Here is a 23,826-nt window from a genome sequence, read left to right on the forward strand (position 1 = left end):
CAGATGAGCGAAACACAAAGCATACTGCAAGAGCTGAACGACCGTTCGCGCGAGGTGTTCCGCCTAGTGGTGGAGTCGTATCTCGACAGTGGCGATCCGGTCGGCAGCCGGACGTTGACGCGGTCGCTGAACGAAAAGATCAGCGCGGCCACGATCCGCAACGTGATGCAGGATCTGGAATATCTGGGCTTGCTCGACAGTCCGCATGTCAGCGCCGGGCGCATCCCGACCCAGATGGGGCTGCGGATGTTTGTCGATGGCTTGCTGGAGGTCGGCGACCTGACACAGAGCGACCGGCAGAAAATCGATGCCACGCTGACCAGCAGCAATTCCAATGACGTGGGCGGCGTTCTTGATCGCATCGGCGCGGCGCTTTCGGGGGTGACTCATGGCGCGTCGCTGGTGCTGGCCCCCAAACACGAGGCTGAGATCCGGCATATCGAGTTCGTCTCGCTTGCGCAGGATCGGGCGCTTGTGGTGTTGGTGCTGGCGGATGGTCATGTGGAAAACCGTCTGTTCACGCCACCGCCGGGACAGACGCCCAGTTCGATGCGCGAGGCGGCGAATTTTCTGAACACCGTGATCGAGGGCCGCACGCTGACCAATGCGCGCGCGGTGATCCGCACCGAGATTTCGGCGCGGCGACAGGAAATCGACAGCCTTGCGCGCGAGATGGTCGAAAGCGGCTTTGCCGTCTGGGACGAGGGCGATGGTGATTCGGCGCGCCTGATCGTGCGTGGTCGCGCCAATCTTCTGGCCGAGAATGGCTATGGCGACGAACTGGATCGCATCCGCACCCTGTTTGACGATCTGGAGCGCAAGCGCGATATCGAGCAGTTCCTTGACCTGACTGAAGAGGGCGAGGGGGTGCGAATTTTTATCGGCTCCGAGAACAAACTTTTCTCACTTTCGGGTTCCTCTTTGGTTGTCTCTCCCTATATGAACGCAGATCGAAAAATCATCGGCGCGGTCGGCGTGATCGGCCCGACCCGCCTGAATTACGGACGAATTGTGCCCATCGTGGATTATACGGCGCAACTGGTCGGCAAGCTGATCGCTGACCGGAGTTAGAGGTGAAATATGGCAGAGCCCAAGAACGACGACTTTCTGGACGATATCGAAGCTGCGGAGGCAGAGGAGCTGTTGGAAGAGATGGCCGAGATTGATTCCGAGGCAGCCGAGATCGATGCATTGCGGGCCGAGCGGGATGAGCTGAAAGACCGGTTCATGCGCGCTTTGGCCGATACCGAGAACACGCGCAAGCGCTCTGAGAAGCAACGCCGCGAGGCGGAGCAATATGGCGGTTCGAAACTGGCCCGTGACGTATTGCCGGTTTATGACAACCTCAAGCGCGCGCTTGAAGTGGTCACCGACGAGCAAAAAGCCAGCGCCGGGGCGCTGATCGAGGGCGTCGAACTGACGCTGCGCGAGTTGTTGAATGTATTTGGCAAGCACGGGATCGAGCTTATCGCGCCCGAGGTTGGCGAAAAATTCGATCCGCAGGTCCATCAGGCGATGTTCGAGGCACCGGTTCCCGGAACCAAATCCGGCGACATCATTCAGGTGGCCGCCGAAGGGTTCCTGCTGCATGACCGGTTGTTGCGTCCGGCGCAGGTGGGCGTTTCGTCAACCCCGGCGACGTGATCTGAACGCGCCCCCGTTGGGGGCGTGTGCCTCCGGCGGGAGTATTTGGAACAAGAAGAAATGGCGCACGCGACTGGGGTCGGGGCGCCATTTGTCGTTTCTCGTGCTCAGCTCTTGGCCGCGTCTTTCAGCTTGTACAGCAGATCCAGCGCGGCGCGGGGGGTAAGCTCGTCCGGGTGGATCTCCTCCAGCATTTGCACCACGGGTGCGGCTGGTTTTGGCGTAGCGGGGGCCGGGGCTGGCATCGCGGCAAAGAGCGGCAGATCGTCGATCAGCGCCTTTTGGGTTGCACCGCCTTCGCGCTCGCCCTGCTCCAGCGCGTCAAGCACCACGCGCGCCCGTGCCACGACCGAGGCGGGCAGCCCGGCAAGCTGGGCCACCTGCACCCCATAGGAGCGGTCGGCGGCGCCCTTGCGTACCTCATGCAGGAAAATAACTTCGCCGTCCCATTCGCGCACGGCAACGGTGGCGTTTTCCACGTGATCAAGCTTGCCTGCCAGCGCCGTCAGCTCGTGGTAGTGGGTGGCGAACAGGGCGCGGGAGCGATTGACGTCATGCAGATGCTCCAGCGTTGCCCAGGCGATCGACAGCCCGTCATAGGTTGCGGTGCCGCGCCCGATCTCGTCAAGGATCACCAGCGCCCGATCATCGGCCTGATTCAGGATCGCGGCGGTCTCGACCATTTCGACCATGAAGGTGGAGCGCCCCCGCGCCAGATCGTCGGAGGCGCCGACACGGCTGAAAATCTGGCTGACAAGCCCGATATGGGCGCTGTCGGCGGGGACATAGCAGCCGATCTGCGCCAAAAGCGCGATCAGGGCGTTCTGGCGCAGAAAGGTCGATTTACCGGCCATGTTGGGGCCGGTCAGCAACCAGATCGCGGCACCGTTCTGTGCGGAGAGGTCGCAATCATTGGCGACAAAGGGCGATCCGCCCTGTTGCCGCAGAGCCTGTTCCACCACCGGATGACGTCCGCCGACAATATCGAAGGCGCGGCTGTCATCGACACGGGGGCGGCACCAGCTTTCGGCCCGCGCTAGATCGGCGAGCGCGGCGGCGAGGTCCAGCTCTGCCAGCCCGCGTGCGGTGACATTGAGGCGGGGCGCATGGTGCAAAATCGCCTCACAAAGCCCTTGGTAGAGCCGCTTTTCGATCTCCAGCGCGCGATTTCCGGAGTTCAGGATTCGGGTCTCGATCTCGGAGAGTTCGACGGTGGTAAAGCGGATCTGGTTCGCCGTGGTCTGGCGGTGGATATAGGTTTCTGACAGCGGCGGTTTCAGCATCTTTTCCGCGTGGGCCGCCGTGGTCTCGATGAAATAGCCCAGCACGTTGTTGTGTTTGATCTTCAGCGCGGAAACACCTGTGTGTTCGCTGTATTTCTTTTGCAGCGCCGCAATGACCGAGCGGCCCTCGTCCCGCAGGGTGCGCGCCTCGTCCAGATCTGTGTCATAGCCGGGGGCGATAAAACCGCCGTCCCGCGCGAGCATTGGCGGGTCGGCGACAAGCGCGGCCTCGAGCAGGGCCGAGAGATCGTCGAACCCGGTCAGCCCTTGGACCGCATCGGCCAGAAGCGGCGGCAAGGTGCGCGCGGCGCAGGTCTCGGCTAGGGCGGCGGCTTGCGCCAGCGCGCCCCGGATCGCGGTCATATCGCGGGGGCCGCCCCGCTCCAGTGCCAAGCGCGACAGGGCGCGGTCCAGATCGGGTGTTTTTCGCAGAGCGTCGCGCAGATCGGCCGTGAAGGTGCTGTCATCGACGCAAAACGCGATGCCATCCTGTCGGGCATGGATCGCGTTCAGGTCGCGCGAGGGGCTGGAGAGCCGTTGTTCCAAAAGGCGCGCGCCCCCCGGTGTGACGGTGCGATCCATGACCGCCAGCAAGGACCCGGCCTTGCCCCCTGACAACGCCCGCGTCAGTTCCAGATTGCGCCGCGTTGCGGCGTCGATCTGGACGATGCGATCCTGCGCCTCGCGTTGGGGCGGTTGCAGCAGCGGCAGCTTGCCTTTCTGGGTGATGTCCAGATAGGCGATCAGCGCCCCCATCGCCGAGATTTCGGCGCGGGTGAAACTGCCAAAGGCATCCAGCGCAGAGATGCTGAACAAGTCCAGAATGCGCTTTTCCGCCGAGGTGCTGTCGAAATTCGTGCGGGGAAGCGGTGTCAGCGCGATGCCCAGATCAGAGACTAACCCGTGCTTTTCCTGCTCGATCGTCTCTGGCACGATCAATTCGGACGGGGCAAGGCGGGCCAGTTCGGGCGACAGTCGCACCGGTGTCATCGCCATCACGTGAAACGCCCCGGTCGAGATATCCGCCCAAGCCAGCGCGGCCTGATCGCGGATCTCGCAATAGGCGGCAAGGAAATTGTGCCGCCGCGCCTCCAACAGCGATTCCTCGGTCAGCGTGCCGGGGGTGACCAGCCGGACCACATCGCGGTGAACCACCGATTTAGAGCCACGTTTCTTGGCCTCGGCCGGGCTTTCCATCTGTTCGCAGACGGCGACGCGAAACCCTTTGCGGATCAGCGTTAGAAGATAGTTTTCAGCGGCATGGACCGGCACGCCGCACATCGGGATATCCTCGCCCGCATGTTTGCCGCGTTTGGTCAGCGCGATATCAAGCGCCTCTGATGCGGCCGCGGCGTCATCAAAGAACATCTCATAGAAATCACCCATGCGATAGAACAACAGCGCATCGGCATTCTGGGCCTTGATTTCAAGGTATTGCGCCATCATCGGCGTGACGGTGGACAAGGCGGGCCTCCCCTCGGCTGATGGACCGGCGCGACCTTACAAATGCCGCCGGCGCAGCGAAAGGCGAAAACGCATTGCCGTTGAGATGCTTTGGCCCCTAGGCTAGAAGGTCTGCGCCCACCCGAGGAGACAGGTAGCATGGCCAAGATGAAGATCACCGATGATGAGGCGCTTGCCTATCATATCGAACCCACGCCGGGAAAATTCGAGATCCGCCCGACGGTCGCGATGACAACCCAGCGGGATCTGTCCTTGGCCTATTCCCCCGGTGTCGCGGTACCCTGCGAGGCCATCGCGGCAAACCCAGAAACTGCCTTTGATTACACCAACAAGGGCAATCTTGTCGCGGTGATCACGAACGGAACGGCGGTGCTGGGGCTTGGCAATCTGGGCGCGCTGGCCTCGAAACCGGTGATGGAGGGCAAGGCGGTTCTGTTCAAACGCTTTGCCGATGTGAACGCGATCGACATCGAGCTGGATACCGAAGACCCCGACGAGATCATTCAGGCGGTCCGATTGATGGGGCCGACCTTTGGCGGCATCAATCTTGAGGATATCAAGGCGCCGGAATGTTTCATCATCGAGCAGCGGCTCAAGGAAGAGATGGATATTCCCGTCTTTCACGACGACCAGCATGGCACGGCGGTGATCTGTGCCGCCGGGCTGATCAACGCGCTGCACCTTTCGGGCAAAAAGATCGAAGACGTGAAGATCGTGCTGAATGGTGCCGGCGCGGCGGGCATCGCCTGTCTTGAGCTGCTCAAGCGCATGGGCGCACGGCACGACAACTGCATCATCTGCGACACCAAGGGCGTGATCTACCAAGGGCGCACCGAGGGGATGAACCAGTGGAAATCGGCCCATGCCGTCAAGACAGAGCTGCGGTCTCTGGACGAGGCGATGGTGGGTGCGGATGTGTTCCTTGGCGTCAGTGCCAAGGGCGCGGTGACGCAGGACATGGTTGCCTCGATGGCGGACAATCCGGTTATTTTCGCCATGGCCAACCCTGATCCGGAGATCACCCCAGAAGAGGCGCATGAGGTGCGCATGGACGCCATCGTCGCCACCGGGCGCAGCGATTATCCCAATCAGGTCAACAACGTGCTGGGATTTCCCTATCTCTTTCGCGGGGCGTTGGACATTCATGCCCGGGCGATCAATGACGAGATGAAGATCGCCTGCGCCCACGCCTTGGCCGAACTGGCGCGCGAGGATGTGCCGGACGAGGTGGCGCTGGCCTATGGCCGCAACCTGAGCTTTGGTCGAGATTATATCATTCCCACGCCGTTCGATCCCCGGTTGATCCATCGGATCCCGGTCGCGGTGGCCAAGGCGGGGATGGATACCGGCGCGGCGCGGCGCCCGATCATCGACATGGATGCCTATGAGTTGGCGTTGAAAAGCCGGATGGACCCGACCGCCAGCATCCTGCGCAGCCTGAACGCGCGGGCCCGTGCGGCGCAGGCGCGGATGATTTTTGCCGAGGGCGACGACCCGCGTGTTCTGCGCGCGGCCGTTACCTATCAACGGTCGGGCTTTGGCAAGGCGCTGGTGGTCGGCCGGGCCGAGGACGTGAAAGCCAAACTGGAAATCGCCGGTCTGGGCGACGCGGTGCGCGAGATCGAGGTGGTGAACGCCGCCAACACCTCGCATTTGGACAGCTACAAGGCGTTTTTGTATAAACGGCTGCAGCGCAAAGGGTTTGATCAGAAGGATGTGCACCGGCTGGCGGCGCGCGACCGCCATGTGTTTTCGGCATTGATGCTGGCGCATGGGCATGGGGATGCTGTGGTGACCGGGGCGACGCGGAAATCGGCGCATGTGCTGGCCCAGATCAACCACGTGTTCGATGCCGACGCCGAACATGGGGCGGCCGGGGTGACGGCGCTGTTGCACAATGGTCGGATCGTTCTGATCGGTGACACCTTGGTGCATGAATGGCCCGAGGCCGAAGATCTTGCCAATATCGCGGAACGTGCGGCGTCGATCGCGCGCGGCTTGGGGTTGGAGCCACGGGTCGCCTTTGTTTCGTTTTCGACCTTTGGCTATCCGGTGTCGGAACGGGCAGAAAAGATGCATCTGGCCTCGGACGTGCTGGAACGGCGTGGCGTCGATTTTGAGTATGAGGGCGAGATGACCGTGGATGTCGCGCTGAACACGCAGGCGCAGAAATCCTATCCGTTCTCGCGGCTGACAGGGCCGGCAAACATCCTGATCGTGCCGGCGCGGCATTCGGCCAGCATTTCGGTCAAGCTGATGCAGGAAATGGGCGAGGCCACGGTGATCGGGCCGATCCTGACCGGCGTCGACAAGCCGATCCAGATCTGTTCGACGGTTTCAACCACCAATGATATCGTGAACATGGCAGTTCTGGCGGCCTGCGGGATCGGCTGAGCCGTGGCGATCTGGAACCTTGGGTCGATCAACGCCGACATGGTTTATGCGGTGCCGCATCTGCCGGCACCGGGCGAGACCTTGGCGGCGGTACGATATCAGAAGTTCCTTGGCGGCAAGGGGGCGAACATGTCGGTCGCGGCGGCCCGCGCGGCGGCCCATGTGCATCATCTGGGCGCCGTCGGCCCGGATGGCGGCTGGGCGGTCGAGCGGTTGTTGGAATATGGCGTCGATACCCGCCATATCGCGCAGGTCGACACCGCGACGGGGCATGCCATCGTGATGGTGGAGCCGGGCGGCGAGAACCAGATCGTGATCTATCCCGGCGCCAACCGAGAGATCCCGCAGTCGCTGGTTCAGGCGGCGCTGTCCGAGGCGGGCGCGGGCGATACGCTGTTGATCCAGAACGAAACCAATGCGCAAGCGCTCGCGGCCCGGATCGGGCGCGATTTGGGGCTGCGGGTTTGCTATGCGGCGGCGCCGTTTGATGCGGATGCGGTGTGTGAGGTGCTGCCGTTTCTTGATTTTCTGATCCTGAACGCGGTTGAGGCCGCACAGTTGCAGCAGGCCACCGGCCTGACGCCCGAGGCACTGCCGGTGCGCGATGTGATCGTGACGCTGGGGGCGCAGGGCGCGCGCCATTTCGACACGAACACAGGGGAAACCCGCGATTATCCGGCGCTCAAGGTGGTGGCGGTGGACAGCACCGGAGCGGGCGATACCTTTACCGGCTATGTGCTGGCGGGGCTGGATCGTGGGATGCCGATGGCGCAGGCCATTGCGCAGGCGCTGCGCGCGGCGGCCATCATGGTGACGCGGCATGGCACCGCCGATGTGATTCCGGATCTCAAGGACGTGCAGGCTGGTCCCTAGCTGCCAGCGAACGGGGCCGCCGCGCCCCAAAGCGCCCGCACGCGGGCATCGCGCCCACAGCCCTTGCGATACAGTTTATACGCAACATCCTGTCGCTTTGGGCCAAAGCGGGTCAGGACCAGTTTGGTTCCCGTGTGGTAATCCTGATGATAGGCCTCGGCGGGGTAAAACCGGACGGCGGGCAGGATCGGGGTGACGATCTTTTGGCCCAAATCGGCCTCGGCCTGTGCAATGGCGGATTTGGCCAGCGCTGTTTCCTCTGGGTTAGAGACGAAAATGGCACTGCGATAGCTGTTGCCGCGATCACAGAACTGCCCCCCCGCATCGGTGGGATCGACCGAACGCAGGAACAGCGCCAACAGGGTTTCGCGACTGACCGTTTCGGGATCAAAGGTGATCTTGACGGCCTCGTAATGGCCGGTGCCACCACGGGTGACCTGTTTATAGGTCGGGTTCGCCACATCTCCTCCGGTATAGCCCGAGACCGCATCGCTGACCCCGGCGACCGTTTCGAAATCGGCCTCGACGCACCAGAAACAGCCGCCAGCGACGACCATCACTTCGGTTCCGCCGGCGCGGGCGCCGCTGTGGCTGAGCAAAGTGCCGATGGCGATGAAAAACACCAGCGCGCAGGTTTTGAGCATTTCGAGCGGTTTCATACACAACACTCCTCAGGTGTCGAAAATTCGACTGTAGCCTGCCCCCGTCGGGTGAACCGGGCAAGCCGTTGTCATCGAATGTCACGAACAGGTGAGAGGATTTTACTGCTTGGGAGGGGCTTTGGGGGCCCCTGCGCGGGTGGGAGTCCGGGTTGCGCTTCCTTTACTATGAGGCGCGGGAAAAATGACAAATTTCCCCTTATTAGAGTCTATTTCAGCAGCGATCCCAGCTTCATGGCGACAGCCGGATTACCGCTGACCTTCAGCTTTCCCATCATCACGCCGGTCATCGGGTTCAGCTTGCCCTTGAGCAGCTTTTTCAGGTTCTCGGGGCTGAGTTTGATGGTGCAATCGGCATCGCGGTCTTGCGTGCTGGCGCGTCCGTCGGCCAGTACCAGCACCCCGTCGGCGCCGCAGTCGAATTTCAACGACCCGTCAAAGCTTTTGCCGTTGATGGCCTCGTTGATGGCGTCTGCGATCTTGTCCAGCATGTCTGGTCTCCGGTTCTGTGGGGGCTGCAATCAGGACATCAGACGGGTGCATCCCGCACCCCGCAAAAGAAAATGCCCGCCTCGATAAAGGCAGGCATTCTCGATCCGTTTCAATGGTGACGTGGGTGCAGGGGTTAGCCTTTGACCCGCGCGTTGCGCACCGCGATCAGTTTCAGGCGCAACGCATTGAGGTTGATGAACCCTTGCGCGTCTTTCTGATCATAGGCGCCTGCATCCTCTTCAAAGGTCACATGGGCCTCGGAATACAGCGAATGGTCCGACCAACGCGCCACGGTACGTGCCGATCCCTTGAACAGCATCAGCTTGACGGTGCCGGTGACATGTTCCTGGCTTTTGTCGACCAGGGCTTGCAGCATTTCACGCTCGGGCGAGAACCACAGGCCGTTATAGATCAGCTCGGCATAGCGCGGCATGATCGAATCCTTGAGGTGACCGGCGCCGGAATCCAGCGTGATCTGTTCGATGCCGCGGTGCGCCTCGAGCAGGATGGTGCCGCCGGGGGTCTCATAAACGCCGCGCGATTTCATGCCGACAAAGCGGTTTTCGACGAAATCCAGCCGCCCGATGCCGTGCTTGCGACCATAATCGTTCAGCTTGGTCAGGATCGTGGCGGGCGACATCGCCTCGCCGTTGATCGAAACCGCGTCGCCCTTTTCAAAGCCGACTTCGATGTATTCCGGGGTGTCCGGGGCGGTAACCGGATCGTCGGTGCGCTGATAGACGTAATCAGGCGCCATCTGGCCCGGATCTTCCAACACCTTGCCCTCGGACGAGGTGTGCAACAGGTTGGCGTCGACCGAGAACGGCGCCTCGCCGCGTTTGTCCTTGGCGATCGGGATCTGGTTCTGTTCGGCAAATTCCAGCAAGCGCGTGCGCGAGGTCAGCGACCATTCCCGCCACGGTGCGATCACCTTGATGGCCGGGTTCAGCGCATAGGCGCAGAGTTCGAACCGGACCTGATCATTGCCCTTGCCGGTGGCGCCATGGGCCACGGCATCGGCGCCGGTTTCCTTGGCGATTTCCACCAGCCGCTTGGAAATCAGCGGCCGTGCGATCGAGGTGCCGAGCAGATACAGCCCCTCATAAACAGCATTGGCGCGGAACATCGGGAAGACGAAATCGCGGACGAATTCCTCGCGGACATCCTCGATAAAGATGTTCTCGGGTTTGATCCCCAGAAGCTCGGCCTTTTTGCGGGCGGGGTCGAGCTCTTCTCCCTGACCGAGATCGGCGGTAAAGGTCACAACTTCGCAGCCGTATTCGGTCTGCAGCCATTTCAGGATGATCGAGGTGTCGAGGCCACCGGAATAGGCCAGGACGACTTTCTTGGGCGCGGACATGCGAATTTCCTTCTGCGAGAACCGCATCGGGGGTTACCGGGTTTTGTGCTGGGGGGCAAGGTGGCGGAAACAGCGGGCTTGCATCCGGCCCGTATCTTGGCGAGAGAAGCATATGACCGACATGAATGACGCCTTTCATACCGGAGCGCGGGCCGCGACAGAGGCCATGCGCGCGGTATTCCCGCCCACGCCGTTGCAGCGCAACGCGCATCTGTCCGATAAATTCGGCGCGGATATCTGGCTTAAACGCGAAGATCTGAGCCCGGTCCGTTCCTACAAGCTGCGCGGGGCGTTCAACGCCATGCGCAAGCAGCAGGGACAGGATCTGTTCGTCTGCGCCAGCGCTGGCAACCACGCCCAGGGCGTGGCCTTCATGTGCAAGCATATGGGCGTGAAGGGTGTGATCTTCATGCCGGTCACGACGCCGCAGCAAAAGATTCAAAAGACCCGGATTTTTGGCGGCGATCAGATCGAGATCCATCTGGTGGGCGATTATTTCGACGACACGCTGAGGGCCGCGCAGGACTGGTGCGCCCGCGAGGGCGGGCATTTCCTGTCGCCGTTCGATGATCTGGACGTGATCGAGGGGCAGGCCTCGATCGGGGTGGAGGTTGAGGACCAATTGGGTCGGATGCCCGATCACGTGATCCTGCCGGTGGGTGGTGGTGGCATGTCATCCGGTGTGTCGACCTGGTTCGGGGACCGGACCCATTGTGTTTTCGTTGAACCGGCGGGGGGCGCCTGTCTGCGCGCGGCGCTGGGGGCGCGGCAGCCGGTGACGCTGGACCATGTCGATACCTTTGTTGATGGCGCTGCGGTGGGGCGGATCGGCGAGAAGACATTCGAGCTGTTGCGCAACACGCGACTGTCGGATGTTCTGGTGCTGAGCGAGGATCGCATCAGCACCACCATCATCGAAATGCTGAACCTTGAGGGCATCGTGCTGGAACCCGCCGGGGCGCTGGCGGTCGAGGCGGTGGGCGATATCGCCAGCTTTGTGCGTGGGCGCACGGTGGTGTGCGTCACCTCGGGCGGGAATTTCGATTTCGAACGTCTGCCAGAGGTCAAGGAACGCGCGCAGCGCTTCAACGGGGTCAAGAAATACTTTATCCTGCGCCTGCCGCAACGGCCCGGCGCGTTGAAGGATTTTCTTGAGATCCTGGGGCCGGAAGACGATATCAGCCGGTTTGAATACATGAAGAAATCGGCGCGCAATTTTGGCTCGGTCCTGATCGGGATCGAGACGCAGCGCCCGGACAACTTCGCCCATCTGTTCGCGCGGCTTGATGCGGGGGGCTATACCTATACCGACATCACCAACAATGAAACGCTGGCCCAGTTCGTGATCTGAGCCAGCGTTTCAGGCCGCAAGATGTTCGCGCATCCCGTCAAAGAAGCAGACCTTTGAGCGGTCATAGCCGGTGACAATGGCGGCAAGATCAACGCTGTCGGCCTGTCCTGCGGCCGAGAGCCGTTCACCATCCTGACAAAGATCTGAAAACGCCGAGAAGCCGAGATTGAGCGCGCTGCCCTTGAGAAAGTGGAGATCCTGCTCCAACTGGCTGCGGTTGGTATCCGCGCGCAGCCGCTCAATCACCTCCTCGACTTCTTCCAGAAAGAGGTCGACCACCTCTTTGAAATCGTCGGGCCCCACTTCGTCGCGCAATTCGTTCACGCGTGACCATCGAATCATGACACACCCATTTATCTGAACCCCAACCCGGCACCGAGGGTAGGGCCGGGGGGTAAACAGCCGGTTAAGCCGGGAGAGCGCAACCGCAGCATCGGGTTTCACGCCCTGTTAATCGCTTGGCCCGATAGTGCCTGATGGGGATGATGAGATGGAAAGGTGATTCTGCGGGGCATGTTGGTGAAGAGCGATACAGGTCCGGCCACGGATGCGATCCAGCGGGTTCTGGTGGTCGATGACAGCCGGTTGCAGCGCCATATTCTGATCAGCTCGCTCAAGAAATGGGGGGTTGAGGTGATCGAGGCGGAAAGCGGCGAGCAAGCGATGGAGATTTGCCGCACCGCGCCCCCCGATGTCGTGCTGAGCGACTGGATGATGCCGGGGATGAGCGGGCTGGAGTTCTGCCGCGCCTTTCGCGCCCTGCCGAATGAGGGTTACGTCTATTTCATCCTGCTGACCTCCAAGAGCGAGAAGAACGACATCGCCAAAGGACTGGATGCGGGGGCCGATGATTTCTTGATCAAGCCGGTGAACTCCCATGAACTCAGGGCGCGGATCTCGGCCGGGGCGCGGATCCTGAGCATGCAGCGCGAACTATCGGAGAAGAACCGGGTGATTTCGGAAACGGTGGACAAGCTGCGCAAGGCGCATGATGCCATCGACAAGGACCTGATCCAGGCGCGCAAGATCCAGGAATCGCTGGTGCCGGAACTGACGCGGGACTTTGGCGCCTCGCGCGTGAGCCTGTTGTTGAAACCCTGCGGCCATATCGGCGGCGATCTGGTTGGCATGTTCTCGCCCGGTGGGGCGCGGATCGGGTTCTATTGTATTGACGTGTCCGGCCACGGTATTACCTCGGCGATGATGACGGCCAAACTGGGCGGCTATCTGTCCAGCACCTATTTCGATCAGAACGTGGCAATGGAAAAGCGGCACGAGAGCTTTTATGCCCTGCGCCCGCCGGCCGAGGTGGCGCGGATCCTGAATGATCGGGTCACCGCCGATGCTGGGGTCGAGGAATATTTCACGATGATTTATGGCACCGCCGATCTGCGCTCGGGTCATGTGGATATGGTGCAGGCGGGGCATCCGCATCCGTTGATCCTGCGGCGCGACGGCAGTGCGGCGTTTCTGGGCGATGGGGGCGTACCGATCGGGTTGTTGCCCGATCTGGACTATGACCAGTTCGAAACCGTGCTGGCGCCGGGCGACCGGCTGTTATTTTATTCCGACGGGTTCACCGAATGCAATCTGGCCTGTGGCGGGATGCTGGACAGCGACGGGTTCCAGAAATTGGTGCAATCCTGCGACGCCGGGCAAACCGGGCAGGAATTTCTCGACGATCTGTTCTGGCAGCTTCGCCAGATCATGGCGCCGGGGCAGGGCATGGAAGATGACGTCTCTGCCACCTTGTTTGAATATTGGGGGCCCTGACCGGGCCTTAGCCCGTGCGCAGTTGTCCCAACGCCAGACGGGTGGCGAAATGGCGATCGCCAGCATTGCCCAGCCGCTGTGCGGCGTCGACGGTGTCCAGCCAAACCGCAGCATGACCCGCCTCGGTCGGTGGGCCCATCGGGCGGATCGGGCGGGCGACATAGATCAGGCAGATCTTTTCCGCCCACAGATCATACTCTGGCATATAGGCAAAGCGGCGAAAGGCCCCGACCCGGCGCGGGGCGGCGATGCGCCAGCCGGTTTCCTCGAATACCTCTCGGTGCAGCGCGGCGGTGGGGGACTCACCGGGATCTATCCCGCCGCCCGGCAGTTGCAGATCGGGGCCGGTTTCGGTGCTTTGTTCGGTCACCAGAAGACCGCCCGCTTGCGGCAGCAGCGCATAGGCGCCGACGCGGCGGCGATAGGTTTGATCGGGGCGGGGTGTTTCGCCAAACCGTCTGATCATGCAACTGGCCCTTTTATCGCGAGGCGTTCCGACTATATTGCGCGGGTATGCCAACCCGTGGCGCGTAAGGAAACCCCATGACCATCGGATCGAAACTCGCGTGGGACGATACCGTCCTGCCCTTCCAACTGGACGTTTCGGACATGCGCGGGCGCGTGGCCCGGCTGGACGGCGTCTTGGACGGGATCTTGAAACAGCACGACTACCCGCCTCAGGTCGAGGCGCTGGTGGCCGAAATGGCGTTGCTGACGGCGCTGATCGGGCAAACCGTAAAGCTGCGCTGGAAGCTGTCTTTGCAGGTCCAGTCCAAAGGCCCGGTGCGGATGATCGCCACCGATTACTATGCCCCCACCGAAGAGGGCGAGCCGGCCAAGATCCGGGCCTATGCCAGTTATGACGCCGACCGGTTGTCGGGGGCAGAGCCCTTTGCGCAGATCGGGACGGGGTATTTCGCCATCCTGATCGATCAGGGCAAGGGGATGACGCCCTATCAGGGGATCACACCGCTGGAGGGGGACTCGCTGCGGCGCTGTGCCGAGGCCTATTTCGCCCAGTCGGAACAGTTGCCGACGCGGTTCAAGCTGAACTTTGGCAAATCCACCGAAAAGGGCGGTCGCGAGCATTGGCGCGCTGGTGGCGTGATGTTGCAGCATATGCCCAAGGCGTCGCCGTTCGCGGCGAAGTTGGAGGGCAGCGGCGACATCCTGCGGCCCGCCGATCTGGTTGACGGGGAAGAGGGCGAGAACTGGAACCGGGTGAATATCCTGCTGGATTCAGTAGAAGAGCTGGAACTGGTCGGGCCGGTGGTCACCCCCACCAGCCTGCTGGTGCGCCTGTTCCACGAAGAGCAGCCGCGGGTGTTTGACGCGCAGCCGGTGCGTTTTGGCTGCACCTGTTCCGAGGATCGCGTCCGCCAAAGCCTGTCGATCTATTCTGCCAAGGACATCAAGACGATGACCACGGACGAGGGGACCGTGACCGCCGATTGCCAGTTTTGCGGCGCCCATTATGTTCTCGACCCCGCCACCGTGGGGTTCGAGGCCGAGCAGACCGGGAATGCGTGATCCGATCGACATCTTGCAGGCCGCCTTGGCCCGACCGGGCGCTGAAACCTCGGATTTCGAGCTGAATCCGGGGTTCTTGCCCCCTGCCGGGCGCAAGTTGCGTCCTGCGGGCGTGCTTGTCCCGGTGTCGCTGGTCGGGTCGGAGCCACGGCTGATCCTGACCAAACGCTCCTCGGCGCTCAGGCATCATCCGGGCCAGATCGCCTTTCCCGGCGGCAAGCAGGAAGAGGCGGACGCCGACGTGACCGCCACCGCCCTGCGCGAAGCCGAGGAAGAGATCGGTCTGCCGCGTGGGCTGCCCAAGATCCTTGGCCATCTGTCCGAGCATGAGACCGGGACCGGGTTCAAGGTCACGCCGGTTCTGGCCGTGCTGGAGCGGGCGTTTGACCCGGTGTCCGAACCCGGCGAGGTCGAAGACGTGTTCTCGGTACCGCTGGCGCATGTGCTGAACCCGGAAAACTATCTGATCGAATCGCGGCAATGGCAGGGCGGGCGGCGCTATTACTTCACGGTGCCCTGCGGCCCCTATTATATCTGGGGCGCAACCGCGCGGATGCTGCGCGGGCTGGCGCTGCGGGCGCAGGCATGACCCGGATCAGCGAAGACTGGCTGTCCGAGCCCGCGACACAGGCGGTCTGCGCCGCGCTCGAGGCGGGCGGCGCGCAGGCCTTGTTCGTGGGCGGCTGCGTGCGCAACGCGCTGATGGGGGTGGCGGTCAGCGATATCGACATCTCCACTGATGCGGTGCCCGAGCGGGTGATCGCGCTGGCCAAGGCGGCCGGGATCAAGGCGGTGCCGACGGGGATCGACCATGGCACGGTAACATTGGTCAAGGACGGCATCCCGCATGAGGTGACCAGTTTTCGCAAGGACATAGAGACCGACGGGCGGCGCGCGGTGGTGGCCTATTCCACCCGTATCGAGGACGATGCGGCGCGGCGCGATTTCACCATGAACGCGCTTTATGCGCGGCCCGACGGCACCGTGTTGGACCCGTTGGGGGGCTTGCCCGATCTGCGCGCGCGGCGGGTGCGTTTCATCGGCGAGGCGCGCGACCGCATCCGCGAGGATTATCTGCGCAGCCTGCGCTATTTCCGTTTTCACGCTTGGTATGGCTGCGACGCACTGGGGTTTGACCCCGAGGCACTGGCGGCGATTGCCGACACGCTGGACGGGCTTGCCACGCTGTCGCGTGAGCGGGTGGGGGCCGAGCTGTTGAAACTGCTTGCAGCCCCTGATCCGGCGCCCTCGGTGGCGGCGATGCGCTCGACCGGGGCGCTGGGGCTGTTTCTGCCCGGGTCGGATGACCGAGCGCTGGCACCCTTGGTGCATCTTGAGCGTCAGGCGGGCGTTGCACCGGATGGGCTGCGGCGGCTGGCGGCGCTGGGCGGCGTCGATGTGGCCGAGGCGCTGCGGCTGAGCAAGGCGAAAGCGCGGGCGCTTGCGGCGATGCGCGAAGCGGCGGCGGATACGGCCGGGCCGAGTGAGCTGGGCTATCGGCTGAAAGGGTCAGCCGGGCGCGATGCGCTGCTGTTGCGCTGTGCCTGGTTGGAGCAGAACTGGCCCGAGGGCGCGGGCGCGCAGATCGACCACGGCGCGGCGGCGAAATTCCCGGTGATCGCGCGCGATCTGATGCCGGAATATACCGGCGCGGCACTGGGTAAACGCTTGGCCGATCTTGAAAAAATCTGGATCTCCGCAGGGTTTACCGGGGACAAGGTGGCGTTGCTTTCGGGTGACAGCGGGGCCGACTAAATACATGTCAAAGGCATGTAATAGGTGACAAGCCGATCGTGATTGGCTAGCCAAAGCATCGAAACCTTGTTGGAGGATGCGCATGTATCACGGGATCTGGAACAGCTAACGCTGAACGACCGGACCTTGTGCGGGTGGTGTTCAGTGCCGCCCTTATTGCATCTGCATTCTTTTCGCTCTGCCGGAGTAGTCCGACATGTTTCGTTTCTTTGAAAATCTCGTCGACCCCTATTGCGCCTATACGCAGGAGGATCGCCCCCCGACCCGGCTTTGGCCGTTCCTGCGCGCCTATGCCCGGCCGTTTCGCCGGGTGTTCATCTGGGCCGGGCTGTTGTCAGTTGCTGTCGCGGCGATCGAGGTCTGGCTGATCTATTATATGGGCCGGGTGGTCGATATTCTGGGCGGCACCCCGGCGCAGGTCTGGGCCGATCACGGGCTGGAGCTGCTGCTGGTCGTAGGGTTCATCCTGTTCCTGCGTCCGCTGATCCAGCTGTTGGACGTGTTGTTTCTGAACAATGCGATCCTGCCCAATTTCGGCACGATGATCCGGTGGCGCGCGCATAAACATGTGTTGCGCCAGTCGGTCGGCTGGTTCGAAAACGATTTCGCCGGCCGCATCGCTAACCGGATCATGCAGACCCCGCCCGCAGCGGGCGAGGTGGTGTTTCAGGTCTTTGACGCGATTTCCTTTTCTATCGCCTATTTCATCGGCGCCGGTGTGCTGCTGATCACGGCAGATGCGCGGCTGCTGGTGCCGCTGCTCGGTTGGCTGGTGCTATATGGTGTGCTGATCGGCTGGACCGTGCGCCGGGTTGGCCCGGCGTCCAAGGCGGCCTCGGACGCGCGCTCGGCGATCACCGGGCGGGTGGTCGACAGCTATTCCAATATCCATTCGGTCAAGATGTTCGCCCATGATGATCGTGAGTTGAACTATGCCAAGGACGCGATTGAAGAATCGCGCCGCACCTTTCAGGCCGAGATGCGGATCTTTACCATCATGGATGCGACATTGGTGATGCTGAACGGGTTGCTGATCGTCGGCGTGGTCGGTTGGGCTATCTGGCTTTGGATGCAGGGGCAGGCGAGCGTCGGGGTGGTCGCCGCCACCACTGCGCTGACCCTGCGGCTGAATGCGATGACCGGCTGGATCATGTGGGCGCTAACCACGTTTTTCCGCCAACTCGGCGTGGTGGCCGAGGGGATGGAAACCATCGCGCAGCCGCTTGATCTGGTGGATGCACCCGATGCGCGCGAGTTGGTCCTGACCAAGGGCGAGATCGAGTTGCGGGGCGTTTCGCACCATTACGGGCGCGGGGCGGGCGGGCTCGACTCCCTCGACCTGACGATCCGGCCGGGCGAAAAGGTTGGGCTGATCGGGCGCTCGGGGGCGGGAAAATCGTCGCTGGTGAAGCTGTTGTTGCGATTCTACGACGTGGAAAGCGGGCAAATCCTGATCGACGGACAGGATATCTCCAAGCTGACGCAAGACAGCCTGCGCAGCCAGATCGGCATGGTGCAACAGGACAGCGCGCTGATGCATCGCTCGGTGCGCGACAATCTTCTGTATGGGCGGCCCGAGGCGAGCGAGGACGAGATGATCGCCGCCGCCAAACAGGCCGAGGCGCATGAGTTCATCCTTGATCTTGCCGATCCGCAGGGGCGGCGCGGCTATGACGCCCATGTCGGGGAACGCGGCGTGAAACTGTCGGGCGGGCAGCGGCAACGGGTGACGCTGGCGCGGGTGATCCTCAAGGATGCGCCGATCCTGCTGCTGGACGAGGCAACCTCGGCGCTGGATTCCGAGGTCGAAGCTGCGATCCAGAAAACCCTGTATGGCATGATGCAGGGCAAGACCGTCATTGCCATCGCGCACAGGCTTTCTACCATCGCCGAGATGGACAGAATTCTGGTGATGGACCGGGGCCGTATCGTGGAACAGGGCAGCCATGCAGACCTGCTGGCCAAGGGCGGGCTATATGCCCGGTTCTGGGCGCGGCAATCGGGCGGGTTTCTGAACCCGGAGGCGGTGGAATGAGGCTTGGGCACTGGATCGACCCGTTTCGCCCGGCCGAGGGGGCGCCGCCGCAGACGCTGTTGGCGTTTATCCTGTGGTGCCTCAAGGGCGCTGGGCCGACGCTGATTTTCGCAACGGTGGTATCCTGCGCCGCGGGCGCACTGGAGGCTGGGACCGCGTATATCCTTGGGCTGGTGGTGGATACGGCGGTGAGCGGCGGGCCGGATCACCTGTTTGATCCGGCGAATATGGTGAAGCTCGCGGTCGCGGTGGGGTTTTTTCTGATCCTGCGGCCGCTGCTGTTCGGGCTGTCGTCGGCGGCCAACGCGATCGCGGTGGGGCCGAACGTGAACCCGATGGTTCTGGCGCGTCTGCATCGCTGGACGTTGGGCCAGTCGGTGCAGTTCTTTGACGATGATTTCGCCGGCCGGATTGCGCAGAAACAGATGCAGGCGGCAGGGGCTGTCACCAATGTGGCGGTAGAATCAATCAATGTCGTGGCCTTTGCCCTGGCCTCGATCCTTGGCTCGCTGGTTCTGATGACCTCGATCAGCTGGCATGTGACGCTGTTGTTCCTGCTTTGGCTTGTCCTCTATCTGATCATCATCCGCTGGTTCCTGCCCCGGGTGCGCGAACGTGCGGCGGGCCGGGCCGGGGCGCGGGCGGTGGTGTCGGGCCAGATCGTCGACACCATCACCAATATCAAGACGGTGAAATTGTTTGCCCATGCCGATCATGAGGATCGCGCGGCGCTGGGCGCATTGCGCGGCTTTCGCGATCGGGCGCTGCGCTTTGGCCGTTTGGCGGCGCTGTTCCGGTTCTGCCTGATGGGGCTGGCCGGGGTTTTGCCGGTGCTGCTGATCGGCGCGACGTTGCTGTTGTGGCGGCAGGGGCTGGCAAGCGAGGGCAATATTGTCGCCGCCGGCGCGGTGGCGATCCGGCTGTCGCAGATGACCGGCTGGGTCAGCTTCGCGCTGATGGGCATCTATTCCGACATCGGCGAGATCGAGGATGGTATGCGCACCTTGACCCCGCCGGTGCGCTTGCACGATGCGCCGGGGGCGACGGCGTTGCAGGTACCAGAGGGCGAGATCGTTTTCGACAAGGTGAACTTTGCCTATGGGCGCGAGGTTGGCGGCGTGTCGGACATCAATCTGACCATTCACGCGGGCGAAAAACTGGGCATCGTTGGCGCCTCGGGGGCGGGAAAATCGACCTTGGTTTCGCTGCTGTTGCGGCTCTATCAAGCGGAAAATGGGGAAATCCGCATTGATGGCCAGCCGATCCAGTCGGTGACGCAGGAAAGCCTGCGGCGCCAGATCGGCATGGTCACGCAGGAAACCGCGATGTTCAACCGCTCGGCCATGGACAACATCCGCTATGGCTGGCCCGATGCCACCGATGACGAGGTGATGCGCGCCGCCAAAAAGGCCGAGGCGCATGAGTTCATCCAGACCCTTGGCGATCATATGGGGCGCAAAGGCTATGACGCGCATCTGGGCGAACGCGGGGTCAAGCTTTCGGGCGGGCAGCGGCAACGGGTGGCCTTGGCGCGCGCCATTCTCAAGGATGCGCCGATCCTGGTTCTGGACGAGGCGACCTCGGCGCTGGATTCCGAGGTCGAGGCGGCGATCCAGACCGCGCTGGAACGGGTGATGCAGGGCAAGACGGTGCTGGCCATTGCGCACCGGCTTTCAACCCTGTCCGAGATGGATCGTATCATCGTGTTGGAGGCGGGGCGCATCGTCGAACAGGGCAGCCATGAGGTGCTTTTGGCGCGCAATGGACGGTATGCCCAGTTCTGGGCGCGGCAATCAGGCGGGTTTTTACGGACCGAAGAAACGGAATAGGGACTGTTGCCGCAGGGCCGCTGCGGCTATCACGCGCATATGACAAAGCAATTCACGATAGAACGGTTGGGCCATCAGGGCGACGGCGTGGCGCAGGGGTCGATCTTTGCGCCGCGGACACTTCCCGGTGAGGTGGTCAGCGGTGTGGTCGAAGGCGACCGGTTGACCGAAATCCGGATCGAAACGCCATCATCTGATCGGGTGAAGCCGGTTTGCCGGCATTATCAGGGGTGCGGTGGCTGCCAGTTGCAGCACGCTTCCGAGCCCTTTGTCGCGGGTTGGAAACAGGAGGTGGTGCGCCGGGCGCTGATGGCGCAGCGGATCGAAACGGTGTTCCGCCCGATCCTGACCTCGCCACCGCAATCGCGGCGGCGGGCCACGTTTGCCGCGCGGCGCACCAAAAAGGGCGCGCTGGCCGGGTTTCACGGTCGCGCCTCGGACAGCATTGTCGAGATTCCGGACTGTCAGCTGTTGCTGCCGGGGCTGCTGGCCGCCTTGCCGGTGGCCGAGGCGCTGGCCATGGTGGGCGGCAGTCGCAAGGCGGTGCTGGCCGTCACCGCGACGTTGTCAGAGGTCGGGCTTGATATCGCGGCGAGCGGCGGCAAACCGCTGGACGGGCCGTTGCAGGTGGTGCTGGCCCAGCTGACCGAACGCCACGGGCTGGCCCGCCTTGCTTGGGATGGTGAGGTGATCGCCATGCGCGCAGGTCCGGTGCAGCGGTTCGGTGCCGCCGCCGTGGTGCCGCCGTCGGGGGCCTTTCTTCAGGCCACACAACAGGGCGAGGCGGCGCTTTTGGCGACGCTGCGCGAGATCGTTGGCCCGGCCCGGCGCATCGTCGACCTGTTTGCGGGCTGCGGCACCTTTTCGCTGCCGCTGGCCGAGCGGGCCGAGGTGCACGCGGTCGAGGCCGACAAGGCGATGATCGCTGCGCTGGACGCTGGTTGGCGCAAGGCGCAGGGCCTCAAGGCGGTAAGTTCCGAGGCGCGGGATCTGTTCCGTCGCCCGCTGATGCCGGATGAGTTGGCCCCGTTTACAGCGCCCTTCGACGCCGCCGTTCTGGACCCGCCGCGCGCGGGAGCCGAGGCGCAGGTCGAGCAGCTTGCTTTGGCGCGGGTGCCGGTGATCGCCTATGTCTCGTGCAATCCGGTGACCTTCGCGCGCGATGCGGCGCGTCTGATCGCGGCGGGCTATAGCCTGAATTGGGTGCAGGTGGTGGACCAGTTCCGCTGGTCGGCGCATGTGGAGCTTGCGGCGTCGTTCACCTTGGATAAAACCAAGGATAAAATCAAAAAAGCCTAACAGGCAGGAGACGGGCAGATGCAATTCAGAACCCGACTTGAAGGTTTTCTGGAGCTCCCGGCGTTCGGCCGGTTCATCACCGGCGTCATCGTGGTCAACGCGGTGCTGCTGGGGATGGAAACCTCGGAAACGCTGATGTCGCGCATCGGACCGCTGATCGAGGCGCTGGACAAGCTGTGTCTGGCGATTTTCGTGATCGAGATCGCGCTCAAGATGGTGGCGCAGGGCTGGCGGTTCTTTGTCTATGGCTGGAACCTGTTCGACTTTTTCATCGTCGGCATTTCGCTGGTGCCCGGGGCGCAGGGGCTTTCGGTGCTGCGGGCGCTTCGGATTTTGCGGGTGTTGCGGGTGATTTCCGTGGCGCCGCGTCTGCGCCGGGTGGTCGAGGGGTTCATCACCGCACTGCCCGGTATGGGCAGCGTGTTCTTTCTGATGGCGATCATCTTCTATATTGGGTCTGTGATCTCCACCAAGCTGTTCGGTCCGGATTTCCCAGACTGGTTCGGCACGTTGGGGCTGAGCGCCTATACGCTGTTTCAGGTCATGACGCTGGAAAGCTGGTCAATGGGCATCGTACGCCCGGTGATGGAGGTGCATCCCCATGCCTGGGTCTTTTTCGTGCCCTTCATCATCGTCACGACCTTTGCGGTGGTAAACCTGTTGGTGGGCCTGATCGTGAATTCGATGCAGGATGCCCACCAGCAAGAGGCCGGGGATCGCACCGCCGCCTATCGGGACGAGGTGTTGGCGCGATTGCTGGCGATCGAGCAACGGTTGTCCGACGATACAGAGCTGAACGGCAAAAAGTGATTTTGAGAATCCGCCGCCCGAGGATATTGACCTTGGGGGGCGATCAGGCGGAGATCCGGGAATGAAGCGACGCACATTTACATTCGGGGCTACCGCGGCGCTGGCCGTGGCAGGATGCAGCAGTAGCAACCGATTCCAGACTTATCGCGGGCCAGAGGTCACCTCCGTCGTGGTGAACAAGGGCGCGCGCAGTCTGTATTTGTTGCATCACACCGAGATCCTCAAAGGGTACAATGTGCGGCTGGGGTTCGCCCCCGAGGGTCACAAGGAATATGAGGGCGACGGACGGACGCCAGAGGGCACCTATGTCATCAACCGGCGCAACCCGAACAGCGAATTTCATCTGTCGCTGGGCATTTCCTATCCGAACAGAGAAGATGTGGCGCGTGCGGCGGCGCTGGGTAAGAAGCCGGGCGGCGACATCTTCATTCACGGGCAACCGTTGACCTATCGGCCCAAGGGGGGCGATTGGACCGCAGGCTGTATCGCGGTGAAAAACCCCGAGATCGAAAAGATCTATGCCATGGTACGCGACGGTACCCCGATCACGCTCAGGGCCTGATCGGGAGCCTGAGCGGGACGGGCTGGATCAGCCGCCCATCACCAGTGTCCACCAGATCTTGCCATTGCCTTCCTGGAACCAGGCGAACCCCAGATCCGTCGCCTTCTTGTCGAGGATGACAGAGCGCGTGCCCGGCTCTTCCATCCAGGCGGCGAGGGTTTCAAGCTCGGTTTCGTAGGTTTCCGAGATATTCTCGCCCAGCATCGCGCGGTCATATCCGGCACGCTGAACCCGATCGAGCGGCGAGGAGCCGTCAGAGCTGAAGTGCCAAGGCCTGTTCTGGACTGACATATCGCGCGAATGGGTGGCGGCGGCGGCGTTGAGCCGCGCGTCCAGCTTCACCGGGGTGGTGCCGGCCGCCTGACGCAGGGCGTTGATCGAATCCAGCATACGGTACTGTACTTTCGACGTGTCGCCGCCGCGGATGCGATACACCTTTGTGGATAGCCCGCTGGCGCTGGAGCCGGTGCTTTGGGCGTCATAGCCGGTGTCACAGGCCGCGAGCCCCAGAAGGCTGACAAGCAGTATCGAAAGTATACGCACGATGTTCCACCCTGAAAATCACTCTGCCCTCCGGACTTAACGCGCCAAGGCGACGGGCGCAAATGCGCAGCGGGCCGGAGTCGGCGGTTTTGTCGGTTTGATTTGCGACTGCGACTTTCACGTCATAATATGCTTAATATTGGGGAGCGAAGAGTAAGGGTAGGTTGTAT

The 23,826-nt window shown here is 62.6% G+C and carries 21 protein-coding genes; 14 read left to right on the forward strand and 7 right to left on the reverse strand.

From position 1 onward, the window contains the following. Positions 1-3 precede the first annotated feature (3 nt). Together hrcA and E1B25_RS13010 are read left to right on the forward strand one after the other, a co-directional pair. Positions 4-1,071: a heat-inducible transcriptional repressor HrcA gene (gene hrcA / locus E1B25_RS13005; protein WP_132829928.1), complete on the forward strand. Its 1,068-nt coding sequence runs from the start codon at positions 4-6 to the stop codon at positions 1,069-1,071. A gap of 9 nt (positions 1,072-1,080) precedes the next feature. Next, a complete protein-coding gene (locus E1B25_RS13010) occupies positions 1,081-1,644 on the forward strand; it encodes a nucleotide exchange factor GrpE (RefSeq protein WP_132829929.1) in 564 nt (187 codons plus the stop codon). A gap of 107 nt (positions 1,645-1,751) precedes the next feature. On the opposite strand, the gene mutS is transcribed toward E1B25_RS13010, so the two are convergent. Further along, a complete protein-coding gene (gene mutS / locus E1B25_RS13015; RefSeq protein ID WP_206338550.1) occupies positions 1,752-4,373 on the reverse strand; it encodes a DNA mismatch repair protein MutS in 2,622 nt (873 codons plus the stop codon). 156 nt (positions 4,374-4,529) lie between these two features. Between mutS and E1B25_RS13020 the strand changes: the two genes are divergently transcribed. Then, the gene (locus tag E1B25_RS13020) at positions 4,530-6,785 is read left to right on the forward strand and encodes an NADP-dependent malic enzyme (RefSeq protein ID WP_132829933.1); all 2,256 of its coding nucleotides are present in this window, start codon (positions 4,530-4,532) and stop codon (positions 6,783-6,785) included. A 3-nt stretch (positions 6,786-6,788) separates the two neighbouring features. Further along, a complete protein-coding gene (locus tag E1B25_RS13025) occupies positions 6,789-7,658 on the forward strand; it encodes a ribokinase (protein WP_132829935.1) in 870 nt (289 codons plus the stop codon). Here the strand turns inward: E1B25_RS13025 and msrA are convergent. From msrA to E1B25_RS13040, 3 genes are all read right to left on the reverse strand, one after another. Then, the gene (gene msrA / locus E1B25_RS13030; protein WP_132829937.1) at positions 7,655-8,317 is read right to left on the reverse strand and encodes a peptide-methionine (S)-S-oxide reductase MsrA; all 663 of its coding nucleotides are present in this window, start codon (positions 8,315-8,317) and stop codon (positions 7,655-7,657) included. The two genes, E1B25_RS13025 and msrA, sit on opposite strands and share 4 nt — an antisense overlap. Before the next feature lie 209 nt (positions 8,318-8,526). After that, entirely contained in the window at positions 8,527-8,808 is a 282-nt protein-coding gene (locus E1B25_RS13035; RefSeq protein WP_132829938.1) for an SCP2 sterol-binding domain-containing protein, read from the reverse strand. A 134-nt stretch (positions 8,809-8,942) separates the two neighbouring features. After that, positions 8,943-10,169, reverse strand: a complete 1,227-nt coding sequence (locus tag E1B25_RS13040; RefSeq protein WP_132829940.1) for an argininosuccinate synthase — start codon at positions 10,167-10,169, stop codon at positions 8,943-8,945. Positions 10,170-10,290: 121 nt separating this feature from the next. Here E1B25_RS13040 and ilvA point away from each other — a divergent pair, with 121 nt between their 5' ends. Beyond that, the gene (gene ilvA / locus E1B25_RS13045; protein ID WP_132830092.1) at positions 10,291-11,520 is read left to right on the forward strand and encodes a threonine ammonia-lyase IlvA; all 1,230 of its coding nucleotides are present in this window, start codon (positions 10,291-10,293) and stop codon (positions 11,518-11,520) included. 9 nt (positions 11,521-11,529) lie between these two features. Here ilvA and E1B25_RS13050 read toward each other — a convergent pair whose 3' ends face one another. Continuing rightward, positions 11,530-11,862, reverse strand: a complete 333-nt coding sequence (locus E1B25_RS13050) for an Hpt domain-containing protein (protein ID WP_132829942.1) — start codon at positions 11,860-11,862, stop codon at positions 11,530-11,532. Positions 11,863-12,033: 171 nt separating this feature from the next. Between E1B25_RS13050 and E1B25_RS13055 the strand changes: the two genes are divergently transcribed. Continuing rightward, a complete protein-coding gene (locus tag E1B25_RS13055) occupies positions 12,034-13,293 on the forward strand; it encodes a PP2C family protein-serine/threonine phosphatase (protein WP_132829944.1) in 1,260 nt (419 codons plus the stop codon). 7 nt (positions 13,294-13,300) lie between these two features. Here the strand turns inward: E1B25_RS13055 and E1B25_RS13060 are convergent, their stop codons facing one another. Beyond that, entirely contained in the window at positions 13,301-13,759 is a 459-nt protein-coding gene (locus tag E1B25_RS13060) for an NUDIX hydrolase (RefSeq protein ID WP_132829946.1), read from the reverse strand. 77 nt (positions 13,760-13,836) lie between these two features. Between E1B25_RS13060 and hslO the strand changes: the two genes are divergently transcribed. The 8 genes from hslO to E1B25_RS13100 all read left to right on the forward strand — a co-directional run bounded on the left by hslO (position 13,837) and on the right by E1B25_RS13100 (position 23,113). Continuing rightward, entirely contained in the window at positions 13,837-14,823 is a 987-nt protein-coding gene (gene hslO, locus E1B25_RS13065; protein ID WP_132829947.1) for an Hsp33 family molecular chaperone HslO, read from the forward strand. After that, positions 14,816-15,412: a CoA pyrophosphatase gene (locus E1B25_RS13070; protein ID WP_132829949.1), complete on the forward strand. Its 597-nt coding sequence runs from the start codon at positions 14,816-14,818 to the stop codon at positions 15,410-15,412. Before hslO ends, E1B25_RS13070 begins: the two co-directional genes overlap by 8 nt. Then, a complete protein-coding gene (locus tag E1B25_RS13075; protein WP_132829951.1) occupies positions 15,409-16,578 on the forward strand; it encodes a CCA tRNA nucleotidyltransferase in 1,170 nt (389 codons plus the stop codon). Before E1B25_RS13070 ends, E1B25_RS13075 begins: the two co-directional genes overlap by 4 nt. A 196-nt stretch (positions 16,579-16,774) precedes the next feature. Further along, positions 16,775-18,613: an ABC transporter ATP-binding protein gene (locus E1B25_RS13080; RefSeq protein ID WP_132829952.1), complete on the forward strand. Its 1,839-nt coding sequence runs from the start codon at positions 16,775-16,777 to the stop codon at positions 18,611-18,613. Next, the gene (locus tag E1B25_RS13085) at positions 18,610-20,442 is read left to right on the forward strand and encodes an ABC transporter ATP-binding protein (protein ID WP_132829954.1); all 1,833 of its coding nucleotides are present in this window, start codon (positions 18,610-18,612) and stop codon (positions 20,440-20,442) included. The genes E1B25_RS13080 and E1B25_RS13085 overlap by 4 nt, the downstream gene beginning before the upstream one ends. Before the next feature lie 39 nt (positions 20,443-20,481). Then, complete coding sequence (locus E1B25_RS13090) at positions 20,482-21,741, forward strand: class I SAM-dependent RNA methyltransferase (RefSeq protein WP_132829956.1); 1,260 nt, start codon at positions 20,482-20,484, stop codon at positions 21,739-21,741. A gap of 18 nt (positions 21,742-21,759) precedes the next feature. Further along, on the forward strand, positions 21,760-22,551 hold the full coding sequence (locus E1B25_RS13095) for an ion transporter (RefSeq protein ID WP_132829957.1): 792 nt from the start codon (positions 21,760-21,762) through the stop codon (positions 22,549-22,551). A gap of 61 nt (positions 22,552-22,612) precedes the next feature. Beyond that, positions 22,613-23,113: a L,D-transpeptidase family protein gene (locus E1B25_RS13100; protein ID WP_132829959.1), complete on the forward strand. Its 501-nt coding sequence runs from the start codon at positions 22,613-22,615 to the stop codon at positions 23,111-23,113. Between the two features lie 27 nt (positions 23,114-23,140). Here the strand turns inward: E1B25_RS13100 and dalA are convergent, their stop codons facing one another. Next, on the reverse strand, positions 23,141-23,659 hold the full coding sequence (dalA, locus tag E1B25_RS13105) for a divisome-associated lipoprotein DalA (RefSeq protein ID WP_132829961.1): 519 nt from the start codon (positions 23,657-23,659) through the stop codon (positions 23,141-23,143). Between the last annotated feature and the right edge of the window lie 167 nt (positions 23,660-23,826).

The organism is Antarcticimicrobium sediminis, from assembly GCF_004348975.1.
In the GTDB taxonomy this organism is placed as follows: Bacteria; Pseudomonadota; Alphaproteobacteria; order Rhodobacterales; family Rhodobacteraceae; genus Antarcticimicrobium; species Antarcticimicrobium sediminis.